Origin of the sequence: Olleya sp. R77988 (genome assembly GCF_044594215.1) — a bacterium.
Lineage (GTDB): Bacteria > Bacteroidota > Bacteroidia > Flavobacteriales > Flavobacteriaceae > Olleya.
Genome location: NZ_CP138988.1, coordinates 1,169,172 through 1,193,370, shown reverse-complemented (window position 1 = coordinate 1,193,370; position 24,199 = coordinate 1,169,172). Strand labels below are relative to the sequence as shown.

The window sequence follows — 24,199 nt, the reverse complement described above, 5'->3', positions numbered from 1 at the left end:
CTAATACAGACTTAAGGTTGTATTCTAATCCTTTGATATTTCGTCGTAAGACAAAAAGTAATCATCTTCACAAGCTGTCATTGCATGTGGATAACTTGGCGTTAAATTAACCCCTTTGGGTGTCAAATTCCATTGTTTATAATCCCAATTAGAAGCTTCGGTAAATACGTCACATTCATCTTGAAACTCATCCGTTTCGTCTTGATATTTATCTTTCAAAAGCTTAAAAAAATCAACCTCAGGATATAACGTTTCTATAGTATCAATTAGCTTAAGCGTTGTCAAATCAAAAGTATAACCTACAGTTCCATGTGATGGATGTGCACCACCACAATAGACACTATAACTTTTCCTAAAACTTATAAACTGAGAATCTACCAAATGGATGGTATGCGATAATTCAAACCAAGAGTTACAGTCTAAAGCACCAGTTGCATCTTCTAAATGCAAACTATCTAGTTTTAGATTAAATGTTTCTCTTTGTTGTTGGGTAAATCCATTACCTAATCTAAATAGTTGCGCTCCAGAATATTTTTCGTGAAACCAAACCAATTGCTTATCCTGATAAGTCGATACACTGTCTTTTATAAACGTTAGTTTTGGATCTCTATAATCATCGATTGGATCTTCCTCTGTTTTAGTTAATACAACTTTAAAGGTGTCCTCTTTTAGTTTTAAAGTTCCTATAAGTTGGTTTCCGTTTTTTTGAAGATTAAAAACCTCATCAGCATCATTTACACTATCCTCAAAATAATGATAACCATCAACCATAGTGTAGTTATCATTATCAAAAACACCACTTAATGGAATGCTTATAAGCTTTGAATCGTAAAAATAACAACCATCTAATCGTCCTTTTGTTGGGTCGTCATCATTTTCATTGATTGAAATCTCTAAATGAATAGGGATTTTTCCAACATAACCAGCGTAAGCTTGTGACCAAGCTACTATTGGAAAAAGTAATAGGATGATTAAACCTTTTTTCATTCTTTTTAATTTTGCTCTCTATTTATAACATGGCTTACTTTACCATTCTTAAAAATGACAACCAATATTTCCTCTTTTGATTCAAAAAAACTTGGTGTTTTTCCTAACCTATAACTTAGGTGTTCTCTACCTTCAAGTTCTGATGGTGATTCTGGACCTAACAAGGTAATAACTTCCTTTTTAGTTTTATTAATTAGCAACTTACTATCAATAATATCGTCTGCCATTTTATAACGTAAATTGCGTTGACTAAACCATTGATCCTGATCAAAACGTTCTTCAAAAAGCCATATTAAAGTGGTGCTTAAAACAATAGCAAAAAAGAAAGTGAAGCCAATTTTATCAGCTCTACTTATCTTTAAATGCTTGATTTTATCCAACAATATTTACAATTTTACCAGGAACAACAATTACTTTTTTAGGTGTACGACCATCTAATTGTGCAATTGTTTTTTCATGAGACATGACTGCTTTTTCAATATCGTCTTTGCTTAAGTCTAAAGATAACTCCATTGTAAATTTCATTTTTCCGTTAAACGAAATTGGATAATTTTTAGAACTTTCTACCAAATGACTAGCTTCAAACTTAGGGAAAGGAGCTGTACTTATAGACTCTGTATTTCCTAATTGGCTGTATAATTCTTCCGCAACGTGTGGTGCATAAGGAGATAATAAAACCAGTAAAGGTTCTAAAACTTGTTTGCTTGTACATTTTTGAGCAGTCAACTCGTTTACTGCAATCATAAAAGTAGAAACTGAAGTATTGAAAGAGAAATTCTCGATATCTTCCTCTACCTTTTTAATGGTTTTATGTAATGTTTTTAAGTTGTCTTTTGTTGGTTCTGCATCATTAACTTTTAATCCATTATCATCAACAAACAATTTCCATAGTTTTTTTAAGAAACCATGAACACCTGTAATACCTGCTGTATTCCAAGGTTTAGCTTGTTCTAAAGGTCCTAAAAACATTTCGTATAGACGTAAACTGTCTGCTCCATAATCTTTCACAATGTTGTCTGGATTGACAACGTTGTACTTGGATTTGGACATTTTTTCTACTTCGCGACCTACTTTGTATACACCATCTTCTAGAATGAATTCAGCATCTTTATATTCTCTTTTAGTTTCTGAATCAGTTTTTAAACTTTCAAAATCAAGTTCGTCAGAAGAATTAACAAATCGAACATTCACATGACCTTTTTGAATGTTAAAATCTATTAGATCATAAATCTCAGAAGTGAAATTAGTTTTAGATTTGAAATAACTCTTAATTGTTTCATTAGCTTTTTCATTTTCAAAAATTCCTTTTGAGACATATGTATCTCTAACTTCTTTAACCAAAATTGTCAAATCATCTTTTACTTCTTTTGAATAATTTGATGGATTTCTAACGAAAATGTCTTCAACTTTATCATTATCAAGAAAAACTCTATAAACAAAAGCACTAGTCCCAAGAATCATCCCTTGGTTAATCAGCTTTTTAAAAGGCTCGTCAACTCCAACAAATTCTCTGTCTTTTAAAAACTTCACCCAAAAACGTGAGTATAATAAATGTCCTGTAGCGTGCTCACTTCCACCAATATAAAGGTCTACGTTTTCCCAATAGTTAAGTGCATCTTTGCTTGCAAAGTCTTCTCCTCTTTTGGCTTTTTCTTCCATATAACTAAAGAAGTACCAAGAGCTTCCAGCCCAACCTGGCATTGTGTTTAGTTCTAAAGGATGTATGGTTTTATTATCAATCTTATCGTTACTAACAACAGTATTTGTATTGGTATCCCAAGCCCAAACGTCTGCACGACCTAAAGGTGGTTCGCCAGTTTCGGTTGGTAAATATTTTTCTACTTCTGGTAATGTAATTGGTAAATGTGCTTTATCAATCATTTGTGGCATTCCGTTTACGTAATAAACAGGAAATGGTTCTCCCCAATATCGTTGTCTAGAAAAAACTGCATCACGTAATCTGTAGTTTGTTTTTCCTTGTCCTTGCCCTAATTGCTCCAAATCGTAAATAGCACGTTTTGTAGCTTTTTTATAATTCATTCCGTTAAGGAAATCGCTATTTGCAATCTTCACATTGTCTTTAGATGCAAATGCTTCTTCAGAAATATCTACACCTTCAAAAATGTTTGGAATAGCAATATTAAAATGCTTTGCAAAGTCGTAATCACGTTGGTCACCACAAGGCACAGACATAACTGCTCCTGTACCATAACCAGCTAAAACGTAATCTCCAATCCAAATTGGAATTGGTTCTTTACTAAAAGGATGTTCTGCATAGGCACCTGTAAATGCACCAGAAATGGTTTTTACATCTGCCATACGATCGCGTTCGCTACGTTTTGCAGTTGCTAAAATATAAGCTTCAACTTCAGCTTTTTGATCTGGAGTTGTTATAGTTTTTACTAAATCGTGCTCTGGAGCCAATGTCATAAAACTAACACCAAAAATAGTGTCTGGTCTTGTTGTAAAGACATCGATAACTTCATCATGATTAGTCACATTAAAAGTTACTGATGCTCCAACCGATTTCCCTATCCAGTTACGCTGACTTTCTTTTAAAGAATCTGTCCAATCAATGGTATCTAAACCTTGTAACAAACGTTCTGCATAAGCAGAAATACGCATAGACCATTGTGTCATTTTTTTACGCATTACTGGATGTCCACCACGTTCTGACACACCATTTACAATCTCGTCATTAGCTAAAACGGTTCCTAAAGCAGGACACCAATTTACTTCGGTTTCAGCTAAATAGGTTAATCTGTATTTTAGTAATATTTCTTGTTGTTTAGTAGCATCAAAAGCATTCCATTGTTCAGCAGTAAACTGTTCAACACTATCATCGCAAACTGCATCTACAGCTGCATTTCCTTCTTCTTGAAAAACCTTAACTAATTCTGATATAGGAAACGCTTTATCTCCATGTTTGCAGTACCAAGAGTCAAACAATTGGATAAAAATCCACTGTGTCCATTTGTAATATTCTGGACTAGAAGTACGTACTTCTCGACTCCAATCAAAACTAAACCCAATTTGATCTAACTGACGTCTGTAAGTTTTTATATTAGTTTCTGTAGTTATTGCTGGATGTTGACCAGTTTGAATAGCATACTGTTCTGCTGGTAAACCAAAGCTATCATAACCTTGAGGATGCAATACATTAAACCCTTTATGACGCTTGTAACGTGCATAAATATCTGATGCTATATAACCTAATGGATGACCAACGTGTAATCCTGCTCCAGATGGATAAGGAAACATATCCAAAACATAATATTTTGGTTTGTCACTAGTATTTGAGGCTTTAAATGTTTGGTTTTCTGCCCAATATTTTTGCCACTTGGCTTCTATGTCGTTAAAATGGTATTGCATTTGTATTTTACTGCTTAATTAAGCAACAAATTTAAACTTATTATAAGACTATTAAAAGTTTGACGTTGTAATTATAGTTAATATGAATATGTTTCATTTTTCTTTTATATTTTTACATTATAAACTAACATCCATTTATGAGTTCTTCTTTTGAAAGATATCAAAAACGCAGATTAATTTCGTCTTACTTTTCTGTAGTAATAAGCATTGCTTTAGTCTTGTTTTTACTAGGTGTTTTAGGACTTTTGGTCCTTAATGCGAAAAAAGTTGCCGACTTATTTAAAGAGCAAGTTGCTGTTACTATCTACCTAAAAGACAATGCAAAAGATGTCGAGATTAAACAATTAGAAAAGAGTTTGGCTTTAGCAGATTATGTAAAATCTACAGTATACGTTTCTAAAGAGCAAGCTGCAGAATCCATGAAAACCGAAAATGGAGAAGATTTTATGGAGTTTTTAGGATTTAATCCTTTACAAAATAGTATTGATGTTAATTTAAAAGCGGACTTTGTTACTTCTGATAAACTAGAAGAATTATCCACTACTGCTTTAGAAAAAAACTTTGTGGACGAAGTTAAATACGACAAAGACTTAGTATCATTAATGAATAGTCGTGTTAAAAAAATTAGTTTTTGGGTGTTATTACTTAGTGCTATTTTTACATTAATTGCTGTGTTACTTATTAATAGTTCTATTAGACTATCTGTTTATGCTAAGCGCTTTACTATTAAAACCATGCAGATGGTTGGTGCAACCAAACGATTTATACGTAAGCCTTTTGTTTGGAAAAGTATAAAACTTGGTGTTTTAGGAGCTGTTATTGCTTTAATAGGATTGGCTTTTATTGTTTACTATATAGACCAAACTTTTCCAGAATTAAACTTACGTCAAAGCCCAATTTTAATTGGTGCTTTATTTTTAATAATCTTTGTTTTAGGAATCATTATTACTTGGATAAGCACACATTTTGCTACTCAGCGTTTTTTAAATTTAAAAACGGATCAGCTGTATTAATCTAAACCAACCTTTTAAATGAAAAAAGCATTTGTTTTTTTAAGTTTATTATTATCATATTCATGTCTAAATAATTCTTCACCAATAAATAAAATTCCTGACCAATTTGACTATGGTATTGTAAAAAACGAAACTTATCAAAACTCGTTTTTTGATATGGTTATCCCTTTTAATAAAGATTGGAATTTAAAATCTCAAGAAGAATTTGAAGCCTTAACAAAAGAAGGAGTAAAAGAACTTTTTGGAGACAATGAGACTACTAAAACATTTGTTGAAACGTCACACATTACAACTGCAAATTTATTTGCCACTTTTAAATACAACGAACTAGATGTTATTACTAAAGAGATTGTTTTCAATCCATCTTTTTCCGTTATAGCAGAAAATATAAAAGGAGCCAAAGAAATTAAAACAGTAGAAGATTACTTAGACCTATCTAAAAACTTATTAAAAAATGCTGTTGTAGGATATAAATTTGCTGATAATTATGAAACAAAAATTATAGATGGTATCTCATTTTCGGTTTTAAAAATAAAAGCTGACTACTCTGGCGTTAGTTTTAAACAAGAAATTTATGCGACTTTAATGAATGATTTTTGCTTATTTTTTACGCTTTCTTACGCTAATACCATAAATCAATCAGAGCTTTATGATCTGTTAGATAGTATAAAATTTAATGTTTCAACAAAAGGAAAACCTAAAAAGTAGCCTATTTTAAATACTAACATTTAACAGCTTTTAACTTTACTGTTAACAATACTTTACACTTTAGCACGTTATATTTACTTAACCAAAAAAATAAAACGCGACTGATCAATCAATACTTTAAAAGTTTAATTAATCTAAAACTAATGATTATGAAACGAGTAACATTTGTATTTATAGGTCTAGTAGCAATATTTGCCTACTTAATAACATCAAAGCCTAAGTTTGAAACTAAAATTGCACAAGCAGAAAAAGTGATGGTTAAAAAACATCCAGCAAAAACAATTTACGATTAATATAAAAAAGTTTAAATTTGTCGTAAATAAACACACACAATACATTGGGAGAAAGCAATAAAAATAATAAGCTCAGTTTAAAAAATCAGCCAATTTTTGGTAAACACAACTATAAATTTATGTTTATTGGCTTAGCTTGTATTGCTCTAGGTTTTACTTTAATGTCTGGAGGAGGAAGTGACGACCCAAATGTATTTAGCGATGCTATTTTTAGTTGGAGACGTATTAGATTAGCTCCTGCTTTAATTATTATAGGTTTTGGTATACAAGTGTATGCTATATTGTCTAGTCCAAAAAAAGACAATTAAATTTTCCTTCTTTTTAGCCAAAGATTTTCATTATTAAATTTCAACTTCAAATTATCAATTGGTCATAGTATTTTAATACTTTTGCCAACATGGATATTTTAGATTCAATTATTTTAGGTATTGTACAAGGATTAACCGAGTTTCTTCCTGTATCATCAAGTGGTCATTTAGAATTAGGTAAAGCTATATTAGGTGACAACAGTATCCCAAAAGAAAGCATGCTATTTACTGTAGTACTTCACTTTGCAACTGCTTTAAGCACTATTGTTATTTTTAGAAAAGATATTTTAGAAATTATTAAAGGCTTTTTGACTTTTAAATGGAATGATGACACCAAGTTTGTTACCAAAATTGTCCTTTCAATGGTTCCTGCTGCTTTAGTTGGTTTATATTTTGAAGAAGAATTAGAACAACTTTTTGGAGGAAGCATCCTTTTAGTTGGTTGTATGTTAATTGTAACAGCTATCCTATTATATTTTGCAGACAAAGCCAAAAGCACTGGTAAAAACGTAACTTTTAAAGATGCTTTTATTATAGGAGTTTCTCAGGCTATTGCTATACTTCCTGGTATTTCTAGAAGTGGTGCAACTATATCAACATCAGTATTATTAGGTAATGATAAAACCAAAGCTGCACGATTTTCTTTTTTAATGGTTGTACCATTAATATTTGGGAAAATTGCTAAAGATATCCTTGATATAATAGGTAAAGATCAAATTGAAAAGGATGCCCTTTTTGAAAGTTTAAACATTACAGCATTATCTGCTGGTTTTATTGCAGCCTTTATTGCTGGATTATTTGCTTGTACATGGATGATTAGTTTGGTTAAAAAAAGTAAGTTAAGCTACTTTGCAATTTACTGTGCAATTGTAGGTGTTATTGCAATAATTGTTTCGTTTTTAAATTAATTATCAATGAAAAACACATATATATTATCCTCTATCTTTTTGTTTCTATTGGTTACTTCTTGTAAAGAAACTTATCAAGCTATTAGTTATGTTGACAACTCAAAATATTACGAAATTGAAGATGGTGTTTTTGTAAGTATTAGCAAAATAGGGACTGATGTTTCTATTGAAGGTGGTAGTTATTATTTTACTGGTGTTATTCCACAAATGGCAGGAATGTCAAAGGTAAAAGCTAAAGATGGATTTATTTATTATTTAGTTCACCTTAAAGTTTTTAATCAGACAAAAGCTGATATTAAAATTGACATGACTAATTTTAAACTACAAGACTCCAATGGAGATTTACATGATGTAAAACAAATATTACTTGGTTCTAAAAAACCTAAAATCAATGGAAAAAGCACTAAAACAAGACAGGTTGCTTTTGAGTATCCAACAGATAAAAAACTGCACAAATTAACCTATAAAGGCAAAGCTTTTAGTATCGCTAAGATGTAATATGAAAACTGGAGACGACTATCAAGCTGGACAAGTTTTACTAATAGACAAACCATTACACTGGACGTCTTTTCAGGCTGTTAATAAATTACGTTGGGAAATCCGTCAAGCCTTTAATATTAAAAAAATTAAAGTTGGTCATGCAGGAACTTTAGACCCTTTAGCAACTGGATTACTTGTTATTTGTACTGGAAAAATGACCAAACAAATACATACATTTCAAGGTCAAGTTAAAGAATATACAGGTACTATTGTTTTAGGAAGCACTACACCTTCTTACGATTTAGAATCTGAAATAAATGAGACTTTTGAAACTGCTCATATTACAGACGCTTTAATACACGAAACCACAAAACAATTTATAGGCGAAATTGATCAATTTCCTCCAATATTTTCTGCATTAAAAAAAGATGGTAAACGCTTGTATGAATATGCAAGAGCTGGTGAAACTGTAGACATTAAGTCTAGAAAAATCACTATTGAAGCGTTTGAAATTACTAAAATCGAGGATCTAAATATTGAGTTTAGAGTAGTTTGTAGTAAAGGAACTTATATACGATCCTTAGCACACGATTTTGGAAAAGCATTACAATCTGGAGGACATTTATCTGTTTTACGTCGTACTAAAATTGGCGATTTTGAGGTTAAAAATGGGCTTTCTATAGACGATTTTATTAAAAATCTCCCAAAAAAGGACTAAATCACGTCTTTTTTACGTTTTCTAAACGTATATCAAATACTACTCAGCCCAAACCAATTTTTTCATCGTATTTGTATGACATTTAATAATTCTCATAAAGCGTTAGCTATAACATTTTTAATTATTGGCACTTTAATGCTGTCTGTATTAAATGTGACTGTTTTTAAAATGAATGTTACTACAACAGAAACTGTTTATGAGATTGAAAAAGTTGAGATTATTAAAGACCTGACAGAAAGTATTGAACAAAAAAGCAATTCAAAATCTACTAATAAAGCCTATAATAAATCAGAAAAACAGAAACATTACGCACAAGCCTATAAACCTATTGCTCCTCCAAAAGACTACACAAATCCTAAATTAAAAACCTATAAAAATAGTATTAAAAGTGATAAATCTTCTAAAATAAGTGAAGGTAATTCTGCTATTTCGGAAGAAACTTTAACTAGTTTTAATAGCGTAAATAGTGTTTTATCCAAACAAACAAAAAACCAAAATACAGCACAAAGTAATACTGCAAACAAAAATAGTTCTATTTATTATTCATTAAAAGGTAGAACAGATACGTACTTACCTATTCCCATTTATTTATGCAATGCAGAAGGAAAAATAGTAGTTAATGTTAAGGTAGATAATAACGGAAAAGTAGTTTCAGCCTACTTAAACACCTCTTCAACATCTACTAATGCTTGCTTACAAGAACATGCTTTAGAATATGCTAAAGAAGCTAAGTTTAATGCTTCAAATAAAAAAGAACAAATTGGTTCTATTACTTTTAAATTTAAAGGTAAGTAAATTTTATATCAAAGCTACTAAATCTGTAACAGCAGTCTGACCTTTGTCTTTGTTATACCATTGTTGTAAATCTTCTTTAAACTCTGGAGTTAAACTACCATGCTTTGCCTTATAATCGTTAACTAAATTAGTAGCTTTACTTGGTCTTGGTCCAAAAGTATTTACAACCTCATTGGTAGTATTATCTATTAAAATTAATTTAGGAATTGACATACCACCATTGGTTAAAAACTGATTCATTAATGGTAAGTTTTCATCTCTTAATACCACTTTAAAATCTATACCATCATTAAGTTCTGCAACTTTATTAATTGCAGGCATTACATGTGCAGCATCACCACACCAGCTTTCTGTTAGGACAACCCATGTTTGGTCAATTTTCTTGTTTTTGATGTGTGTTTGTATAGACTCTTCAATCTTTAAAGTTTTATCCCAACGTTTCATACGTCTGTTATTTAACATCGTATAATTAACATATGCTTCTTCTTTATTAGGACCAGTAGTCGATTTATTTTCAACTAAATCTGTTACCAAAGTTCTATAATCTTGATAGCTTTTACTGTTTTTCAAACTATCTTTTAATAATTGTTTGATATTTATGTCATTTATTGCTTCCATAGTACAAAAATACAGTAACAATTATGTTTTTTAAGTTACTGTTGTTACATTAGTAGTAATTATTTAAAAAATCTTACAATGACAAAACATAAATGCGGTTGGTGTGTTGGTGACGACTTATATGAAGCTTATCATGATAAAGAATGGGGAGTTCCGGTTTATGATGATGCAACACTTTTTGAATTTTTAATTCTGGAAAGTTTTCAAGCTGGATTAAGTTGGATTACTATTTTAAGAAAACGTAATAATTTTTTTGATGCTTTTAATCAGTTTGATTATAAAATGATAGCAAATTATAATGAAGATAAAGTACAAGAATTACTTCTAAACGCAGGTATTATTAGAAACAAACTAAAAGTTAGATCTGCAATTACTAATGCACAATTATTTATGGATATCCAAAAAGAGTTTGGAAGTTTTAGTAAATACCTTTGGGCTTTTGTTGATGGAAAACCACTAAAAAATAAAGTTATAAATTATAAAAATGCTCCTGCAACTACTCCAGAAAGCGATGCTTTAAGTAAAGATTTAAAAAAACGAGGTTTTAAATTTGTTGGTAGTACAATTGTTTACGCCTTTATGCAAGCAACTGGAATGGTTAATGACCATGAGGTTGATTGTTTTAGGTATAATGAGGTTTAGTACTTTTTAATCCACTTGCTTTTCTTCCACTTCAATATGCTCTATAACCGTTTCATCTTTTGGGTTATATGGCATAACGTCTAAAATATGCTCAATAGCTTCCACTCTAGCTTTTGTTTTTTTATTGGCATTAATAACAATCCAAGGTGCTATTTTTGTGTTAGTTTTTTTAAACATCTTCTTTTTATAATCAGTATAATCGTCCCAAAGCTCTAATGCTTTTTGATCTACTGGGCTAAATTTCCATTTTTTTAATGGACTAGATTTAATGTCTTCAAAACGTTTAGTTTGTTCGTCTTTAGAAATTGAAAAATAAAACTTTATAAGTCTTATTCCAGATTCTGTAATCATACGTTCAAATTGATTGACTTGACTCATAAACGTTTTATATTCTTCTTGTGTACAAAACTCATTAACAGGCTCTACTATTGCTCTGTTATACCAACTTCTGTCAAAAAAAACAATCTTACCTTCTCTTGGTAATTGGTTGATATATCTCTGAAAATACCATTGTCCTTTTTCTTCATCTGTCGGTTTTGGAAGTGCCACTACTTTAAATTCTCTGGGATTTAAATGCTCAGTAGTACGTCTAATAGCTCCTCCTTTCCCTGCTGCATCTCTACCTTCAAAAATAACCACTACTTTTTCATTATTTACGGTAACCCAATGCTGAAGTTTAATTAGTTCTTCTTGCAAGGATTTTAAACGCGATTCATAATTTAAATTTCTTAACACCTTGGTTATAGAAATATTATCTGAAGTTAAAAATTGCTTAATCCCTTTTTTAGAATTTAGTTTTTTTAAGTCTTTTTCTGTTAAATTTTCTAACATAACCTTTAATCTATTTGTTTTACTAATCTATGATAACGCTGTACTACATTAGGGTCTGCAAATAAAGTAGTTCCAGATTTCCCTTTATTATCATAATCAAATTTGGATAACACATATTGCATACTTTCTAGTCTTGCTTCCTTTTTATTATTGGTTTTAATTATAATCCAAGGACTAAATGCTGTATGTGTTTTACTAAACATTTGCTCTTTATAAAAGGTGTAATCATCCCATCTTTTTTGACCTTCCTGATCTACAGGACTAAACTTCCAACGTTTTAAAGGACTGTCTAATCTGGAATTAAATCTTGCTATTTGTTCTTCTTTTGAAATTGAAAACCAAAACTTTACTAATTCCACACCATCTTCATAAAGCATATGCTCGAATTCTGGAACTTGTACCATAAATTTTTTGTATTCTTCATCATTGCAAAAACCCATTACTGGCTCTACAACTGCACGATTATACCAGCTTCTGTCAAAAAAAACAATTTCTCCTGGATTAGGCATTTCTTTAATATAACGTCTAAAATACCATTGTCCTTTTTCTACATCTGTAGGTTTGGTAAGCGCTACTACACGCATAGAACGTGGATTAAGATGCTCTATAAAACGTCTTATTGCACTTCCTTTTCCAGCTGCGTCACGTCCTTCAAAAATAACGCAAACGCGTTTATTATGTTTTGCAACCCATTGTTGTAAGTCTACAAATTCAGCCTGAAGTTGTAGTAATTCTTTTTCATATTGAATGGAATCAAGAATGGCTTGTACACGTATAGGATCTTCTTTTGACTTTAAAAGATCTATAAACTTGTCTTTTGTTTTAATGTTTTCGAAATCTTCTTTTGTTAGCATACTTATAATTTAAGTATCTAAGATAGCGATTAATACTAGTATAAAAATATGATTTTTATCAGTTTAAGTAGGATAAAAACGTGCTTCTAGAAATGTCAATAGCACCTAAGCTTTCTAAATGATTAGTATAGACTTGACAATCTATAAGCTTGTAATTTGTGTTTTGAATAAAAGTGATAAACCCAACTTTACTAGCATTACTAACTTTGGTAAACATACTCTCTCCACAAAAAACACCATTACCAAGATCTACTCCATACAATCCTCCAACTAATTGGTTATTTTGCCAAACCTCTATAGATTTTGCATAACCTAATTGGTGTAATTCTTTATAAGCTTTTATCATTCCTTTTGTAATCCATGTATCGTCTTGTCCTGGACGATTAGCTTCTGCACATGCTTTTATAACTGCATCAAAATCTTTATTAACGGTAACCTCAAAATCAAAATTACGTAATACTTGCTTCATACTTTTAGAGACCTTTAAATCTTTTGGATACAAAACAAATCTTGGATCTGGAGACCACCACAAAATGGTATCATCATCTTCAAACCAAGGAAAAATTCCGTTTTGGTAAGCAGATAATAATCGTTCTGTACTTAAATCTCCTCCAATAGCTAATAAACCATCTTGAGAAGCTAGAGAAACATCAGGGAAAAAATTATTAATATTCAAAAAATTTGGTTTTAAAATGAGATGTTCCTTTTTTATGAAAAATAGCAAATACTAACTAAAAAATGAATTTTATGACTTCAAATTAGAAAAAAAATCAGCTACGAAAACGATATAGTGACGTTTATAGTGTTAAATGTCAAGTATTTACTTTGTTTTTAAGCTTATTTTATAGATATTTAAATGGTCTTTATAGTTAAAATTAGTTCATCATTGCTTTTTAAGTTTGTAATATAAAGACTAACTAAAACCACTATTCTAAAAGTCTTGTTAACGCAAGACTTTTTTTTGTACAAAAAAACCTCAAAACTAATAGTTTTGAGGTTTTTATATTTAGCTAGTTATTTTACAAGCATCGTATTAAAACGGTAAATCGTCGTGATCTTCCGTTTTTACATCTTTTGCAGGTTCAAAAGCTTGTGCTGGTGGCACTTCTGGCATTCCTTGTGGAGCTGCAGCTTGTGCTCCTTCTATTCTCCATCCTTGGATAGAGTTAAAGTACTTTGTTTCACCTTGAGGGTTAACCCATTCTCTACCACGTAAATTAATATTTACTTTTACATCTTGACCAACTTGGTAGTTGTTTAATAAGTCACACTTATCTTGAACAAACTCTACCAAAATATGTTGTGGATATTGCTCTTCAGTAGTCACTACTAATTCTCTTTTTCTAAATCCGTTGCTACCAAAAGTTTGTGTTTCTCCTATTAGTTTTACTTTTCCTTGTACTTCCATTTTCTATATAATTATTAAATATTCGTCTAATTTGATATCGCTAATTTACGATAATAACATTTTCCACGCATTGTCTACATCATTAAAACTTAAAAAATCTTTTGCTTTTTTGTGTTTTATTTCAGTTGTTAAAGAACTTAAATTATGTTGGGTTTTAAAAGCTTGAATGCTTTTTTCTTCAGGTAAGTTTTCAACATTTGCTAATAAGCCTAAATCGTTTCCTGTTAAAATTGCACTTTCTCTAATTGCAATTGGCAATGCATCTACACCAATACCTAATGTAGATAAGGGTTTTGGGATTTCAAAAAAACCAGATTTTGCTCGACTATAAAAACTACCTCCTGCTCTGGATACTAAGTCTAATTTGTTCTGGTCAATTGCTTTATTTTCATCTAAAACATTTTCAGACACGTGCATTTTTACCACTTCACAAATTATAAGGTTTCCTGCTCCTCCTTCTGTTCCTAATTTAACAATCTCATTAACTTTACATTCCATTTGCACAGGACTTTCTGCAACTCTAAAAGGTTTTACCAAATCTGATTTTAACATGGTTAATCCAGCTTTATCAAACTCGTTAACACCTTTTGCATATTCTGTACTACTTAATGACATTTGTTGTACAATGTCATAATTAACAACATTTATGACCACTTCCTTAGTCGCTTCTGCATTTTCTAACGTGTGTTTGGTTGTATTATCTCTAACACGTCTTGCTGGCGAAAAAATTAAAATAGGTGGATTTGCACTAAAAACATTAAAAAAACTAAAAGGCGATAAATTTGGGTTACCATCTGCATCTATAGTACTTGCAAATGCTATAGGCCTAGGTGCAACAGCACTTAGTAAGTATCCATGTAACTTAGCAGTTGTAAATTCTTGAGGTGTAAATGATAACATATTGTCCTTTAAATTTTAACAAAAATACGCAATCTAACAATCAACTAAAAGTGAATTACTAACCAACTCTCACAATATTATTAACAGATTTACATTATATTAACAACAAAAAATAACCATCATGTTTTTTACTAAACATCGTCAGCTTATCCGCTGGATTATAATTATTGCTTCTTTTGGTATTATCTCATTGATTTTATGGAATACCTATGTGTTTTTTCAAAAATTTAAAGCTGAAGAACGTCGGAAAATGGAAACTTGGTCTTACGCGCAAAGTGATTTTTTAAAAAGCTTTAAAAATGGCCTTGACACAGAAGTAAATAATGTAACAACATTTATAATTACTGACTCTACTTCAACCACACCAATGATATTAGTGTCTCCAGAAGGGGAAATAAGTAGTTTTAATAATTTAGACACTTTAGGGATAAAAAAAGTAAATTCTTTTTTAAAAAAGAAACAAATTCAATTTAATAAAGAAAATAATCCAATTCCATTATCTTATTTTAATAACAAATCAAAAAAAGAAGAAGCTATTGGCACACTATATTATGGTAACTCTCCACTTTTAAATAAGCTTAAATACTATCCTTTAGCGTTATTACTAATTATTTTTCTTTTTGGAGCTGTAGTCTACTTCTTTTACAGAAGTTCAAAAATTGCAACGCAAAATAAATTGTGGTCCGGAATGGCTAAAGAAACTGCGCATCAGATTGGTACACCTTTATCCTCTTTAATGGGTTGGACTGAGATTTTAAAAGAAGAAAACACCAATCCTGAATATATTAAAGAGATTGAAAAAGACATCCATCGTTTACAAACTATTACAGAACGTTTTAGTAAAATTGGGTCCATACCAACTTTAGAAAAAACTGATATAGTTGCAGAAACCCAAGAGGCATACGACTATTTAAAAACTAGATCTTCAAAGCTTATTAATTTTAGTATTGAAACTCCTGAACATCCAATTTTTGTAAATTTAAACACTCAATTATATGGTTGGACTATTGAAAACTTAGTAAAAAACGCAATTGACGCTATGAAAGGTAAAGGAGACTTACAACTTAGCATTACACAACTTGAACAACAGGTAAAAATTACTGTAATAGATACTGGTAAAGGAATTAATAAAAATGAATTTAATAGTATCTTTGAACCTGGTTATACTACAAAAAAGCGAGGTTGGGGACTTGGTCTGTCTTTAGCTAAACGTATTGTAGAAGATTTCCATAATGGAAGAATAAAGGTTTTAAATTCTGAAATAGGAAAAGGAACAACCATGCAAATTAGCTTAAAAACTATTTAAATGCCAGAGCAATTAATAACTATAAAAACTGTTGATTTAAAAAACAATTGTCCAGAATGTTTTAGCAAAGATGGTTTAAAGTTAACCTTTAAACAACGCTTTATTGAAACTGCTTTGTACAAAAGCATTACAAAAGAGGTTAGTACAGAATTGAATTGTACTGTTTGTAATACAGCTATTTTCCCTGCACGTTGGACAGATGACATTGAGCGTGTTTATGACTACCAGATGAAGGCTTTTAAACCTAAAAAAGAGTCTAGAAAATATAAAGGATTATTTTGGGTTTTAATTATTGGTTTTATTGCAATTATAGCAGGAATTATAAGTCTACTTGTCTATAAGTTATAGGTTGGATTGAATGGTGTTTGCTAAATCTTGAAACTCTTGTTTTGACAAGGATACTTTGTTTATAAAACGCGCATCTTCCATAGTATTTAAAGGGATTAAATGCACATGCACGTGTGGTACTTCCAATCCAATAACACTAACTCCAATACGCAAACAAGGCACTGTTTTTTCTAGTGCAATAGCTACTTTTCTAGAAAATTGCATCAAGCCATTATAAGTTGCCTCGTCCAAATCAAAAATTTTGTCAACTTCTTTTTTTGGAATACATAGCGTATGTCCTTTTGCATTTGGATTAACATCCAAAAAGGCTAAAAAATCTTCAGTTTCTGCTACTTTGTAACAAGGGATGTCTCCATTAACTATTTTAGTAAAAATTGAAGCCATATTTTAAAATGAATTAGAAAATAAAGATAAAAAAAGATTCCTGTTTAATTGAAAAATGTTTCAAAATAAACAGGAATCTTAATATTTAATTGTGGATTCCTGCTTTGGCAGGAATGACAGAATAGATTTTATCTACTAATTTCGATAATATCAAATTTCATGATACCACTTGGCACTTGGATTTCGGCTACATCACCAACTTCTTTTCCTAATAATCCTTTTGCAATTGGACTGTTTACAGATATTTTACCAGACGCTAAATCTGCTTCTCCATCTGCTACCAATGTATAGTTCATTTCCATTCCATTGGTTTGATTTTTAATTTTCACCTTAGACAAGATTAATATTTTTGAAGTGTCCATTTGAGACTCGTCAATAACACGTGCTCCAGCCATCTGATCTTCTAATTTAGAGATACGCATTTCTAACATACCTTGCGCTTCTTTTGCTGCATCATACTCTGCATTTTCACTTAAATCACCTTTATCTCTTGCTTCTGCAATAGCTCTAGATGCCTTAACACGCTCTACGTCCTTAAGTTGTTGTAACTCTGCACGTAATTTTTTTAATCCTTCTTCTGTATAATAAGATACTTTACTCATATTTTTTTCGTTTAAATAAAAAGACACTAATACAATTTAGTGCTAAACACAAAAATCTCGTCGACACGAGATTTTGTTCTACAAATATACAAAATATTTAATTCAACGTTGTATTTGTTGTAAATTGCAATGCTAAAAAAATATTAAAATTTTTATGTTAAGATCTTTATTTACAATTCTTTTCTGTTCTGTTTTAGTCTTGTCATGTCAAAAAAATGATGATGACAATAACAATAATTACATCCCAAATATTGCGTTTGACACGTTAAATTCTATCGACACAACTTTACCACAATACAACGATTTACAGTTTCCTAACAATTATATAGTGCTTAATGGTTTTGGGTATAATGGTATTGTTATTTATAATACTGGAAATGGTACTTATTATGCTTTTGAAATTACAGACCCTAATCATGCGCCTTCTAGCTGTTCTAATTTAACTGTAGACAGTGCAATTGCTACTTGCAATTGTGAAGATGGCAATAGTTATAGTGTTGCTGGTGGTGGTGTCCCTTTTGATGGTACAACTGGACAGTATAGCTTAAAACCTTATTTTGTGGAGGTAAGTGGAAGTGTAATACGTGTTTATAATAACTAAAAAAGCACCTCAAAATTGAGATGCTTTTAATTAAAACCTTCAGTTTTTCTAAAACTTTAATGTTGCTCCTACTAAAAAATTAGTGGTTGCTTGTGGATAGTAACCAGCTCCTTCAATTGTAGTTGTTGCGTTTGGATCTGACCAAGTATCGTCATATGTATAATAATATCCGTTTGAGATATATTCTTCTCCAAAAATATTATTTACCAATCCTGATAATAAAATAGATTTAAAAATTTTGTTTGGCTTAATTTCATAAGTAACATTAAAATCGTTTACAAAATAGCTTTCTAATCTTGAAGCATCTGTATCTGTATTACCCATAAATTGCTCGCCAACGTACTTACTTAATAATGATAATTGCAAGCTTTTTATTGGTTTGTATACAAAAGCATTTGATGCAACTACATCTGGTGAGAATGAAATATTAGTTTTTCCTAAATCAACAAATGCACCATCTCTAGATATTATAGTTTCATGATTTTTATTAGAACTTAATGTAACATTAGGTTGCACAGAAAATTGATCGCTAATTTTTACAACAGCTTCTAACTCTAAACCTAATCTAGAACTTTTTCCTGAATTATCCCTAACAAACGATCCAACATCGTCAATTGCACCTGTTAATACTAACTGCTCATTATATAACATATAATAGGCATTTGCATTAAAAATTAAGTTGTCAGTTTTATGTCTCCAACCTAACTCGAAGTCGTTAAGTTGTTCTGGTTTTATGTCTGGATTACTTTCAAAATCGCTTCTACTTGCTTCTCTGTTTGCTCTTGCATAAGAGAAATAGAAATTATTATTATCATTTAAATTATATGACAAACCTGCTTTTGGGTTGAAAAAACCATAGCTTTTATCTATTTCAAATAAAACTAAGTCAGAGCTTATTCCACTTGTATCATAGTTTACACTTCTAAATTGTAAATCTCCAAATAAACTTAACTTGTCGTTTAATTGGTATGTTGCTTTAGCAAAAACACTAAAGTCATATTTATCTCCATTACCTTCGTAATAACGATCTCTAATACTACTATTACTTGCGTATTCTGACCATATTACTTCTCCAAAATGATCTCCATGATACGAGCTATAAAATAATCCTGTACTAAGGTTTATAGCGTCGTCTTTATAGTTAACATTAGCATTTAATACATAAAAATCATTATCTAACCAACGTCTTCTAATAACATCTGTTTCGTTTATAGTTTCTCCACCAATTATTATTTCACCAAAACCATAAGTAGAAAAATCTTCATCTTCCTTATACTGCTCAAAATATCCACGTCCATAAGTATAGTTTAAGCCTAAATTTGTAGACCAATTGTTATTTATCTTTTCATTCCAATGTAATTGGTAATGGTCTTGCTTGTAATTATCTACTTCATTATCGTAAGTGTAATAATTATATCGTCTATCCGAATTAAGCAGATTTTCAGCTTCAGCTTCACTTAAATAATTGTCATCTATAAATGTTTGTACTCCAGCTTGATCTCCATTAATTCTTGCTAAAGGTGTTCCGTACCATGCTTGGTAAGTTACTTCATGACCTCCAAAAGTAACAGCTTTAATAAGCGTATTATCATCTACATAAGCACCTTGAAGAAAGTACGATTTTAAATCTGAAGTCGCTCTATCGATATAACCATCCGAGTTTATTTGTGACAAACGACCAGAAATTTCAAAATGATCGTTTAACAATCCTGTACTATATTTTATAGTGTGTTTTCTGGTATTATAACTACCAAAACTATTTGAAATTTCTCCATTAGCTTCTTTTGCTATAGCATCAGTAAGCACATTTATACTTGCTCCAAAAGCACCAGAACCATTGGTTGAAGTACCAACACCACGTTGCAATTGCAAACTCTCTACAGAAGACGAAAAATCACCCAAATTTACCCAAAAAGTTCCTAAACTTTCAGAGTCATTATAAGGAATACCATTTATGGTAATATTTGTAGATTGTGCGCTTACACCTCTAACACGAATACCTGTATAACCTACTCCTGCTCCTGCATCACTAGTAGTAACTACAGAAGGTAAATAGTTTAATAAAATAGGAATGTCTTGTCCTAAGTTTCGTTTTTCTAAATCCTCTTTTGTGACATTAGAATGTGTTATTGGAGCATCGTCCTTAACACGAATGGATTGAATTAAAACTTCGTCAAGTTTTGTGATTTCTTTAGTTAAATAAAAGTCTACAATAGTATTTCCTGTGATTTCTATTAACTGCATTTTCTGTTCAAAACCAATTACTGAAGCAAAAATTTGATACTTCCCTTGAGGTAAGGTTCCAGAATAAAAGCCATTAAAATCGGAAATTTCCTGAAGATTATCTCCTTTCACATTTATGGTTGCTCCTACTAAGGAGTTTCCACTTTCATCGAAAACAGTTCCAGAAATTTTAAATTGTTGTTGCGCTTTAGCACTGACGGTTAACACTAAAAGTGTTAAAAAAAGAAATAAATTTTTCATTACGATTAAATTTTTAATCGAATAAAAAGAGGTAATTATTCTTTATTAGTTATTAAATAAATTTTAAATTATTAGTATTTACCAATACACTTAGACTACTCCTAATGTAACAGTTTATTAATAATTCTTCAAATTCCTAAACAGCATTACCTGTTCTAGGTTCAATGGGTATGATCTCAGCCGATATAGGCACCCCTTTTTTGAGAACGATACAAATGTAGGTCAGAATTTTGATTTAAAAAATAAGAATTTCAATTATTTTAAATAAAATTAATCAAGACTAGGTTTTTTACGATTTGCTTTACGCTCTGAATTATACTTTTTATTTTTTAATCGTTTTCTAATAACTGCTCTTGGTATTTTGGTAGGTTTTCGTTTTGTTTTAACTTTTAGTGCAGCTTCCAAAATTGAAAAAGCACGTTTTATAGCAATTCCTTTATTTTTTAATTGACTTCTACTTTCTCCACATTGTAAAATTAATACTTGATCCTTTGTTAATCTATTAGCTAATTTTGATTGAATCAATATTTTTTGCTCACTTGATAAAACTACAGATTCTGAAATAGAAAAACTTAGCTCAATTTTAGTTGCTACTTTATTTACATGTTGCCCACCACTACCAGAACTTTTAATAGCTTTTAACGTAAATTCTTTTTGTAGAGCAGCTTTATCCAACATTTTAAGAAACTTGATGTGTTGGTTTTAATAAGTCGTTTACTGTTTTTACTGGATTAAATGTTACTAAAGGGACTTCTACAAAAATAGTGTTCCAATTTGCCATACTTCCGTTCCATAAACCAGGTAATTCTAAAGCTTTAATATCTTTATTTACTTTAGTTTTCATAGTTATAAAAGCAGTTTGATGGTCTACAAATTTTTGCAAATCATAAACTTCTCCTTTATAATTTTTAATACTACACACTAAATCTACAGGATTAAAATGTGTTGCGTTTTTCAGGATGTTTTTCTGGATTTTAGATTTTTTATCTATTTGAGCAGATTCTACAATTTGAAGCGATAAGTTTGCAGATTCATCTTTAACCCAAAATGGTCCACCACCTGGTTCTCCTTCGTTTCTAACCATTCCACAAACACGTATTGGTCTGTCTAATTTAGATTTTAAATAATCTATTTGATACTGTTTAGAATACTTCTCAAACTCTGAAGAAATCACCACATTCATTTTAGTTATTAAAAATTCTGCAACTTCAACGATATCTTCTCTAGACAACTCTTTTTCATCTAAATCTTTTGCATATTTAAAAGCTTGTTCTTTGATGTTAATTAGTAAACCAGCTAACATTTTTTTAGACTTGGATACTTCCTCTTCATATTTATAAACAACTACATTATCAATGTTTTTAACAAAAATAATATCTGCTTCTAATTCGTTTAAATTTTCTAACAATGCACCATGACCTGATGGTCTAAAATATAATTGACCATTGTCTTCACGTACAATTTCATTTTTAGTTGAAACAGCTATAGTATCTGTTGCTTCTTTTTGATAAGAAAATGTAATATCAAACTTTGTTTTTGTTTTCTCTTCAACTATTTTTTGAATTCTGTTAAACTCACTATCAAATCTATCTTTATGTTTTTCTGAAATTGTAAAATGAAGTTTAGCCTCATTATTAGAAGCTGCATATAATGCTGCTTCAAATAAATGCTCTTCAAAAGCACTAGCTATATGATCTTTATATTTATGAAACGGTAATAATCCTTTTGGGTAATTACTATAATTTAATTGGCTTTCGTCCAAAATTGCTTTAACAAAAGCAACTAATTTTTGATCGTTAGAAAATTGGTTATAGTTAGGCTTATTGTTTTTAACGTAATCAATTACTAAGTTATAAAAAGGAAGTTTTTCTATACCTATAAAAAACATGGATAAATTGACCGCTTTTTGCTTATTTATAAATGCATTAATGGATTGTTTTTTGGGTTTATAACTATTAGAAAACTCAAACAAAAACTTAAACATTCTAGTTGCGGCACCAGAAGCTGGAACAAATTTTACAACCTTAATATTATCTTTTTCAGCATCATAAAAAGACAAAAGCTCTTGCTGCTCTGTATTGGAAAAACTTAATATTCCATCATAAATAGTTGCAGCTCTTTCAAGATTAATAAAAGGTAATCCTGTTTTTAGCAATTCTAATTGTTGCTCTACTTTTTTTAGAGTCAATCCTTTTTTTTCTATAAAACTTACATCTGTACTATTAAACTGCATCGTTAAATTTTGCTATTAATAAATCTATTTGTCTTGTTGCTGTTTCTAAACGTGTTTTTTTATCTCCTTTTAATAAAACATATGGTTTATTATATTTTATTAAAGCGTCTTCAAAAACTTTAAACATCGCTTCTCGTTCTTCAGGTTTATCCCTTAAATCATCAGCTTCCCATGGTGTATCAATATACGTTAAAAAGTATAAATCATAATTGTTTTCCAACGCATATTTTTCTAACAAAGGATCGCATGTACCAGAATAATAAGCTTCCGAATATACTTTAGTTTCAAGCAAATCTGTATCGCATATTAAAACAGAATCTGTTTTTTTTGCCAATTCATTTTCTAATCTCATTTGTCCTTTTGCTATTGGTAACAAATCTTGAGGTTCACAAGTTTTACGATGATCATTCCATTTGTTTTGAAGATATTCTCTAGCATACTCTGGTACCCAAACAGAATTATAATATCGTGCTAACTGTTTAGACAATGTTGTTTTACCAGTAGATTCTGGCCCAAATAAAACTACTTTTACGCAGTTTGCAGGTTTTTGTTTAAGTGTTTTTTCCATGCTAAATAACCAAAAATGGCAATTATTGTAAATCCTAAATATTGAAATGAAGTAAAAGTAAATCCTTTATGAAAATATAACGGAACAGAAATGACATCTCCTATAATCCAAAAAATCCAGTTTTCAATTTTTCGTCTTGCCATTAACCACATTCCTACAAAAAAGATAGCAGTTGTAATTGTATCTGCATACGCAATCCAACTAGTCCATTTATCAAACATGTTATAAACAGCATAAACAAAAACTAACGTGGCTATAAAAATTATAATACTGATTTTTTTCTCTTTTCTAGTTGTTGTTGCAATAGGTGTTACATGAGTTCCGTCTTCTTTTCTGGTCCAAATATACCAGCCATAAACACTCATTATAAAATAATAGGCGTTAATCATCATATCACCTAACAATTCCCACTTTAATAATAAGTATACAAAAATCATGGTACTTAACATACCTGTTGGAAATACCCAAATTTTATTTTGTTTAGAGTACCAAACAGATAAAAACCCAAAAACAACTGCAACAATTTCTAATGTTGTATCTAAAGTTGAATAGGTTGAATACTGACCAAAAAAGAAATCAAAAATCTGGTTCATAATTACTTCTGTCTGTTTTTACAACTTTCATGGATAATACACAAATGTCTTGATTTTGGAACGATTCTTTAATTTTTTGATTCAAAAAAGGCATTAATTGATCAAAATCACCAAAAACCTGAGTGCTTAATGGATTTTCTAAAACCGTAAATTCAGAATCACGTAATGCTTTTATAAAGTCAATAACATGTTGCTCAAAATTGTCACTTAATGGAGAAAGGGTTAAATCTACTGAGATTTTCATT

At 30.4% G+C, this 24,199-nt stretch carries 29 protein-coding genes and 1 riboswitch; of the genes, 12 read left to right on the top strand and 17 right to left on the bottom strand.

Features of this window, described 5'->3' with window-relative positions; genetic code table 11:
* Window positions 1–24: 24 nt before the first annotated feature.
* Genes SJY17_RS05375 through SJY17_RS05365 form a run of 3 tightly spaced genes read right to left on the bottom strand, consistent with a single transcriptional unit; the run spans window position 25 to window position 4,359 of the window.
* Window positions 25–987, bottom strand: a complete 963-nt coding sequence (locus SJY17_RS05375; RefSeq protein WP_397364461.1) for a hypothetical protein — start codon at window positions 985–987, stop codon at window positions 25–27.
* Between the two features lie 5 nt (window positions 988–992).
* A complete protein-coding gene (locus SJY17_RS05370; RefSeq protein ID WP_397364460.1) occupies window positions 993–1,370 on the bottom strand; it encodes a hypothetical protein in 378 nt (125 codons plus the stop codon).
* Complete coding sequence (locus SJY17_RS05365) at window positions 1,360–4,359, bottom strand: leucine--tRNA ligase (protein WP_397364459.1); 3,000 nt, start codon at window positions 4,357–4,359, stop codon at window positions 1,360–1,362. Before SJY17_RS05365 ends, SJY17_RS05370 begins: the two co-directional genes overlap by 11 nt.
* A gap of 137 nt (window positions 4,360–4,496) precedes the next feature.
* Between SJY17_RS05365 and SJY17_RS05360 the strand changes: the two genes are divergently transcribed.
* The 8 genes from SJY17_RS05360 (at window position 4,497) to SJY17_RS05325 (ending at window position 9,582) form a co-directional block, all read left to right on the top strand.
* A complete protein-coding gene (locus tag SJY17_RS05360; RefSeq protein ID WP_397364458.1) occupies window positions 4,497–5,372 on the top strand; it encodes a cell division protein FtsX in 876 nt (291 codons plus the stop codon).
* Window positions 5,373–5,390: 18 nt separating this feature from the next.
* A complete protein-coding gene (locus SJY17_RS05355) occupies window positions 5,391–6,080 on the top strand; it encodes a hypothetical protein (RefSeq protein ID WP_397364457.1) in 690 nt (229 codons plus the stop codon).
* A 149-nt stretch (window positions 6,081–6,229) separates the two neighbouring features.
* Window positions 6,230–6,373 carry a hypothetical protein gene (locus SJY17_RS05350; RefSeq protein ID WP_397364456.1) on the top strand — a complete coding sequence of 48 codons (144 nt, stop codon included), beginning with the start codon at window positions 6,230–6,232 and terminating at the stop codon, window positions 6,371–6,373.
* Window positions 6,374–6,417: 44 nt separating this feature from the next.
* On the top strand, window positions 6,418–6,681 hold the full coding sequence (locus tag SJY17_RS05345; RefSeq protein WP_397364455.1) for a DUF3098 domain-containing protein: 264 nt from the start codon (window positions 6,418–6,420) through the stop codon (window positions 6,679–6,681).
* 89 nt (window positions 6,682–6,770) lie between these two features.
* Complete coding sequence (locus tag SJY17_RS05340) at window positions 6,771–7,589, top strand: undecaprenyl-diphosphate phosphatase (RefSeq protein ID WP_397364454.1); 819 nt, start codon at window positions 6,771–6,773, stop codon at window positions 7,587–7,589.
* Between the two features lie 6 nt (window positions 7,590–7,595).
* The gene (locus SJY17_RS05335) at window positions 7,596–8,087 is read left to right on the top strand and encodes a DUF4352 domain-containing protein (protein WP_397364453.1); all 492 of its coding nucleotides are present in this window, start codon (window positions 7,596–7,598) and stop codon (window positions 8,085–8,087) included.
* A gap of 1 nt (window position 8,088) precedes the next feature.
* Entirely contained in the window at window positions 8,089–8,787 is a 699-nt protein-coding gene (gene truB / locus SJY17_RS05330) for a tRNA pseudouridine(55) synthase TruB (protein WP_397364452.1), read from the top strand.
* Between the two features lie 75 nt (window positions 8,788–8,862).
* Entirely contained in the window at window positions 8,863–9,582 is a 720-nt protein-coding gene (locus tag SJY17_RS05325; RefSeq protein WP_397364451.1) for an energy transducer TonB, read from the top strand.
* A 3-nt stretch (window positions 9,583–9,585) separates the two neighbouring features.
* Here the strand turns inward: SJY17_RS05325 and SJY17_RS05320 are convergent, their stop codons facing one another.
* Window positions 9,586–10,200, bottom strand: coding sequence for a thioredoxin family protein (locus SJY17_RS05320; RefSeq protein ID WP_397364450.1), 615 nt, complete (start codon window positions 10,198–10,200; stop codon window positions 9,586–9,588).
* 78 nt (window positions 10,201–10,278) lie between these two features.
* Here SJY17_RS05320 and SJY17_RS05315 point away from each other — a divergent pair, with 78 nt between their 5' ends.
* Window positions 10,279–10,842, top strand: coding sequence for a DNA-3-methyladenine glycosylase I (locus SJY17_RS05315; protein WP_397364449.1), 564 nt, complete (start codon window positions 10,279–10,281; stop codon window positions 10,840–10,842).
* 6 nt (window positions 10,843–10,848) lie between these two features.
* On the opposite strand, the gene ppk2 (SJY17_RS05310) is transcribed toward SJY17_RS05315, so the two are convergent.
* The 5 genes from ppk2 (SJY17_RS05310) to SJY17_RS05290 form a co-directional block, all read right to left on the bottom strand.
* Entirely contained in the window at window positions 10,849–11,673 is an 825-nt protein-coding gene (ppk2, locus tag SJY17_RS05310; RefSeq protein WP_397364448.1) for a polyphosphate kinase 2, read from the bottom strand.
* 5 nt (window positions 11,674–11,678) lie between these two features.
* Window positions 11,679–12,527 carry a polyphosphate kinase 2 gene (gene ppk2, locus SJY17_RS05305; protein ID WP_397364446.1) on the bottom strand — a complete coding sequence of 283 codons (849 nt, stop codon included), beginning with the start codon at window positions 12,525–12,527 and terminating at the stop codon, window positions 11,679–11,681.
* Window positions 12,528–12,585: 58 nt separating this feature from the next.
* The gene (gene aat / locus SJY17_RS05300) at window positions 12,586–13,203 is read right to left on the bottom strand and encodes a leucyl/phenylalanyl-tRNA--protein transferase (RefSeq protein ID WP_397364445.1); all 618 of its coding nucleotides are present in this window, start codon (window positions 13,201–13,203) and stop codon (window positions 12,586–12,588) included.
* 357 nt (window positions 13,204–13,560) lie between these two features.
* Window positions 13,561–13,935, bottom strand: a complete 375-nt coding sequence (locus SJY17_RS05295; protein WP_397364444.1) for a DUF3127 domain-containing protein — start codon at window positions 13,933–13,935, stop codon at window positions 13,561–13,563.
* A 45-nt stretch (window positions 13,936–13,980) separates the two neighbouring features.
* The gene (locus tag SJY17_RS05290; protein WP_397364443.1) at window positions 13,981–14,835 is read right to left on the bottom strand and encodes a flavin reductase family protein; all 855 of its coding nucleotides are present in this window, start codon (window positions 14,833–14,835) and stop codon (window positions 13,981–13,983) included.
* Between the two features lie 121 nt (window positions 14,836–14,956).
* Between SJY17_RS05290 and SJY17_RS05285 the strand changes: the two genes are divergently transcribed.
* The gene (locus SJY17_RS05285) at window positions 14,957–16,141 is read left to right on the top strand and encodes a sensor histidine kinase (protein ID WP_397364442.1); all 1,185 of its coding nucleotides are present in this window, start codon (window positions 14,957–14,959) and stop codon (window positions 16,139–16,141) included.
* Window positions 16,142–16,489, top strand: a complete 348-nt coding sequence (locus tag SJY17_RS05280; protein ID WP_397364441.1) for a hypothetical protein — start codon at window positions 16,142–16,144, stop codon at window positions 16,487–16,489. It begins immediately after the preceding gene.
* Here SJY17_RS05280 and SJY17_RS05275 read toward each other — a convergent pair.
* Window positions 16,484–16,873 carry an HIT family protein gene (locus SJY17_RS05275; protein ID WP_397364440.1) on the bottom strand — a complete coding sequence of 130 codons (390 nt, stop codon included), beginning with the start codon at window positions 16,871–16,873 and terminating at the stop codon, window positions 16,484–16,486. The two genes, SJY17_RS05280 and SJY17_RS05275, sit on opposite strands and share 6 nt — an antisense overlap.
* Window positions 16,874–17,001: 128 nt before the next feature.
* Window positions 17,002–17,475, bottom strand: a complete 474-nt coding sequence (gene greA, locus SJY17_RS05270; protein WP_397364439.1) for a transcription elongation factor GreA — start codon at window positions 17,473–17,475, stop codon at window positions 17,002–17,004.
* A gap of 154 nt (window positions 17,476–17,629) precedes the next feature.
* Here greA and SJY17_RS05265 point away from each other — a divergent pair, with 154 nt between their 5' ends.
* Window positions 17,630–18,076, top strand: a complete 447-nt coding sequence (locus SJY17_RS05265; protein WP_397364438.1) for a hypothetical protein — start codon at window positions 17,630–17,632, stop codon at window positions 18,074–18,076.
* A 48-nt stretch (window positions 18,077–18,124) separates the two neighbouring features.
* Here SJY17_RS05265 and SJY17_RS05260 read toward each other — a convergent pair whose 3' ends face one another.
* The 6 genes from SJY17_RS05260 to SJY17_RS05235 all read right to left on the bottom strand — a co-directional run bounded on the left by SJY17_RS05260 (window position 18,125) and on the right by SJY17_RS05235 (window position 24,198).
* Window positions 18,125–20,560 carry a TonB-dependent receptor gene (locus SJY17_RS05260; protein ID WP_397364436.1) on the bottom strand — a complete coding sequence of 812 codons (2,436 nt, stop codon included), beginning with the start codon at window positions 20,558–20,560 and terminating at the stop codon, window positions 18,125–18,127.
* Between the two features lie 116 nt (window positions 20,561–20,676).
* Window positions 20,677–20,767: riboswitch (TPP riboswitch) on the bottom strand.
* A gap of 63 nt (window positions 20,768–20,830) precedes the next feature.
* On the bottom strand, window positions 20,831–21,238 hold the full coding sequence (gene arfB, locus SJY17_RS05255; protein ID WP_397364435.1) for an alternative ribosome rescue aminoacyl-tRNA hydrolase ArfB: 408 nt from the start codon (window positions 21,236–21,238) through the stop codon (window positions 20,831–20,833).
* 1 nt (window position 21,239) lies between these two features.
* On the bottom strand, window positions 21,240–22,793 hold the full coding sequence (locus tag SJY17_RS05250; protein WP_397364434.1) for a DUF4301 family protein: 1,554 nt from the start codon (window positions 22,791–22,793) through the stop codon (window positions 21,240–21,242).
* Window positions 22,783–23,361: an AAA family ATPase gene (locus SJY17_RS05245; RefSeq protein ID WP_397364433.1), complete on the bottom strand. Its 579-nt coding sequence runs from the start codon at window positions 23,359–23,361 to the stop codon at window positions 22,783–22,785. The genes SJY17_RS05250 and SJY17_RS05245 overlap by 11 nt, the downstream gene beginning before the upstream one ends.
* Window positions 23,322–23,954 (bottom strand): nicotinamide riboside transporter PnuC, encoded by a 633-nt coding sequence (pnuC, locus tag SJY17_RS05240; protein ID WP_397364432.1) that lies wholly within the window; start codon window positions 23,952–23,954, stop codon window positions 23,322–23,324. The genes SJY17_RS05245 and pnuC overlap by 40 nt, the downstream gene beginning before the upstream one ends.
* Window positions 23,938–24,198, bottom strand: a complete 261-nt coding sequence (locus tag SJY17_RS05235; RefSeq protein ID WP_397364431.1) for a hypothetical protein — start codon at window positions 24,196–24,198, stop codon at window positions 23,938–23,940. Before SJY17_RS05235 ends, pnuC begins: the two co-directional genes overlap by 17 nt.
* Window position 24,199: the final 1 nt, after the last annotated feature.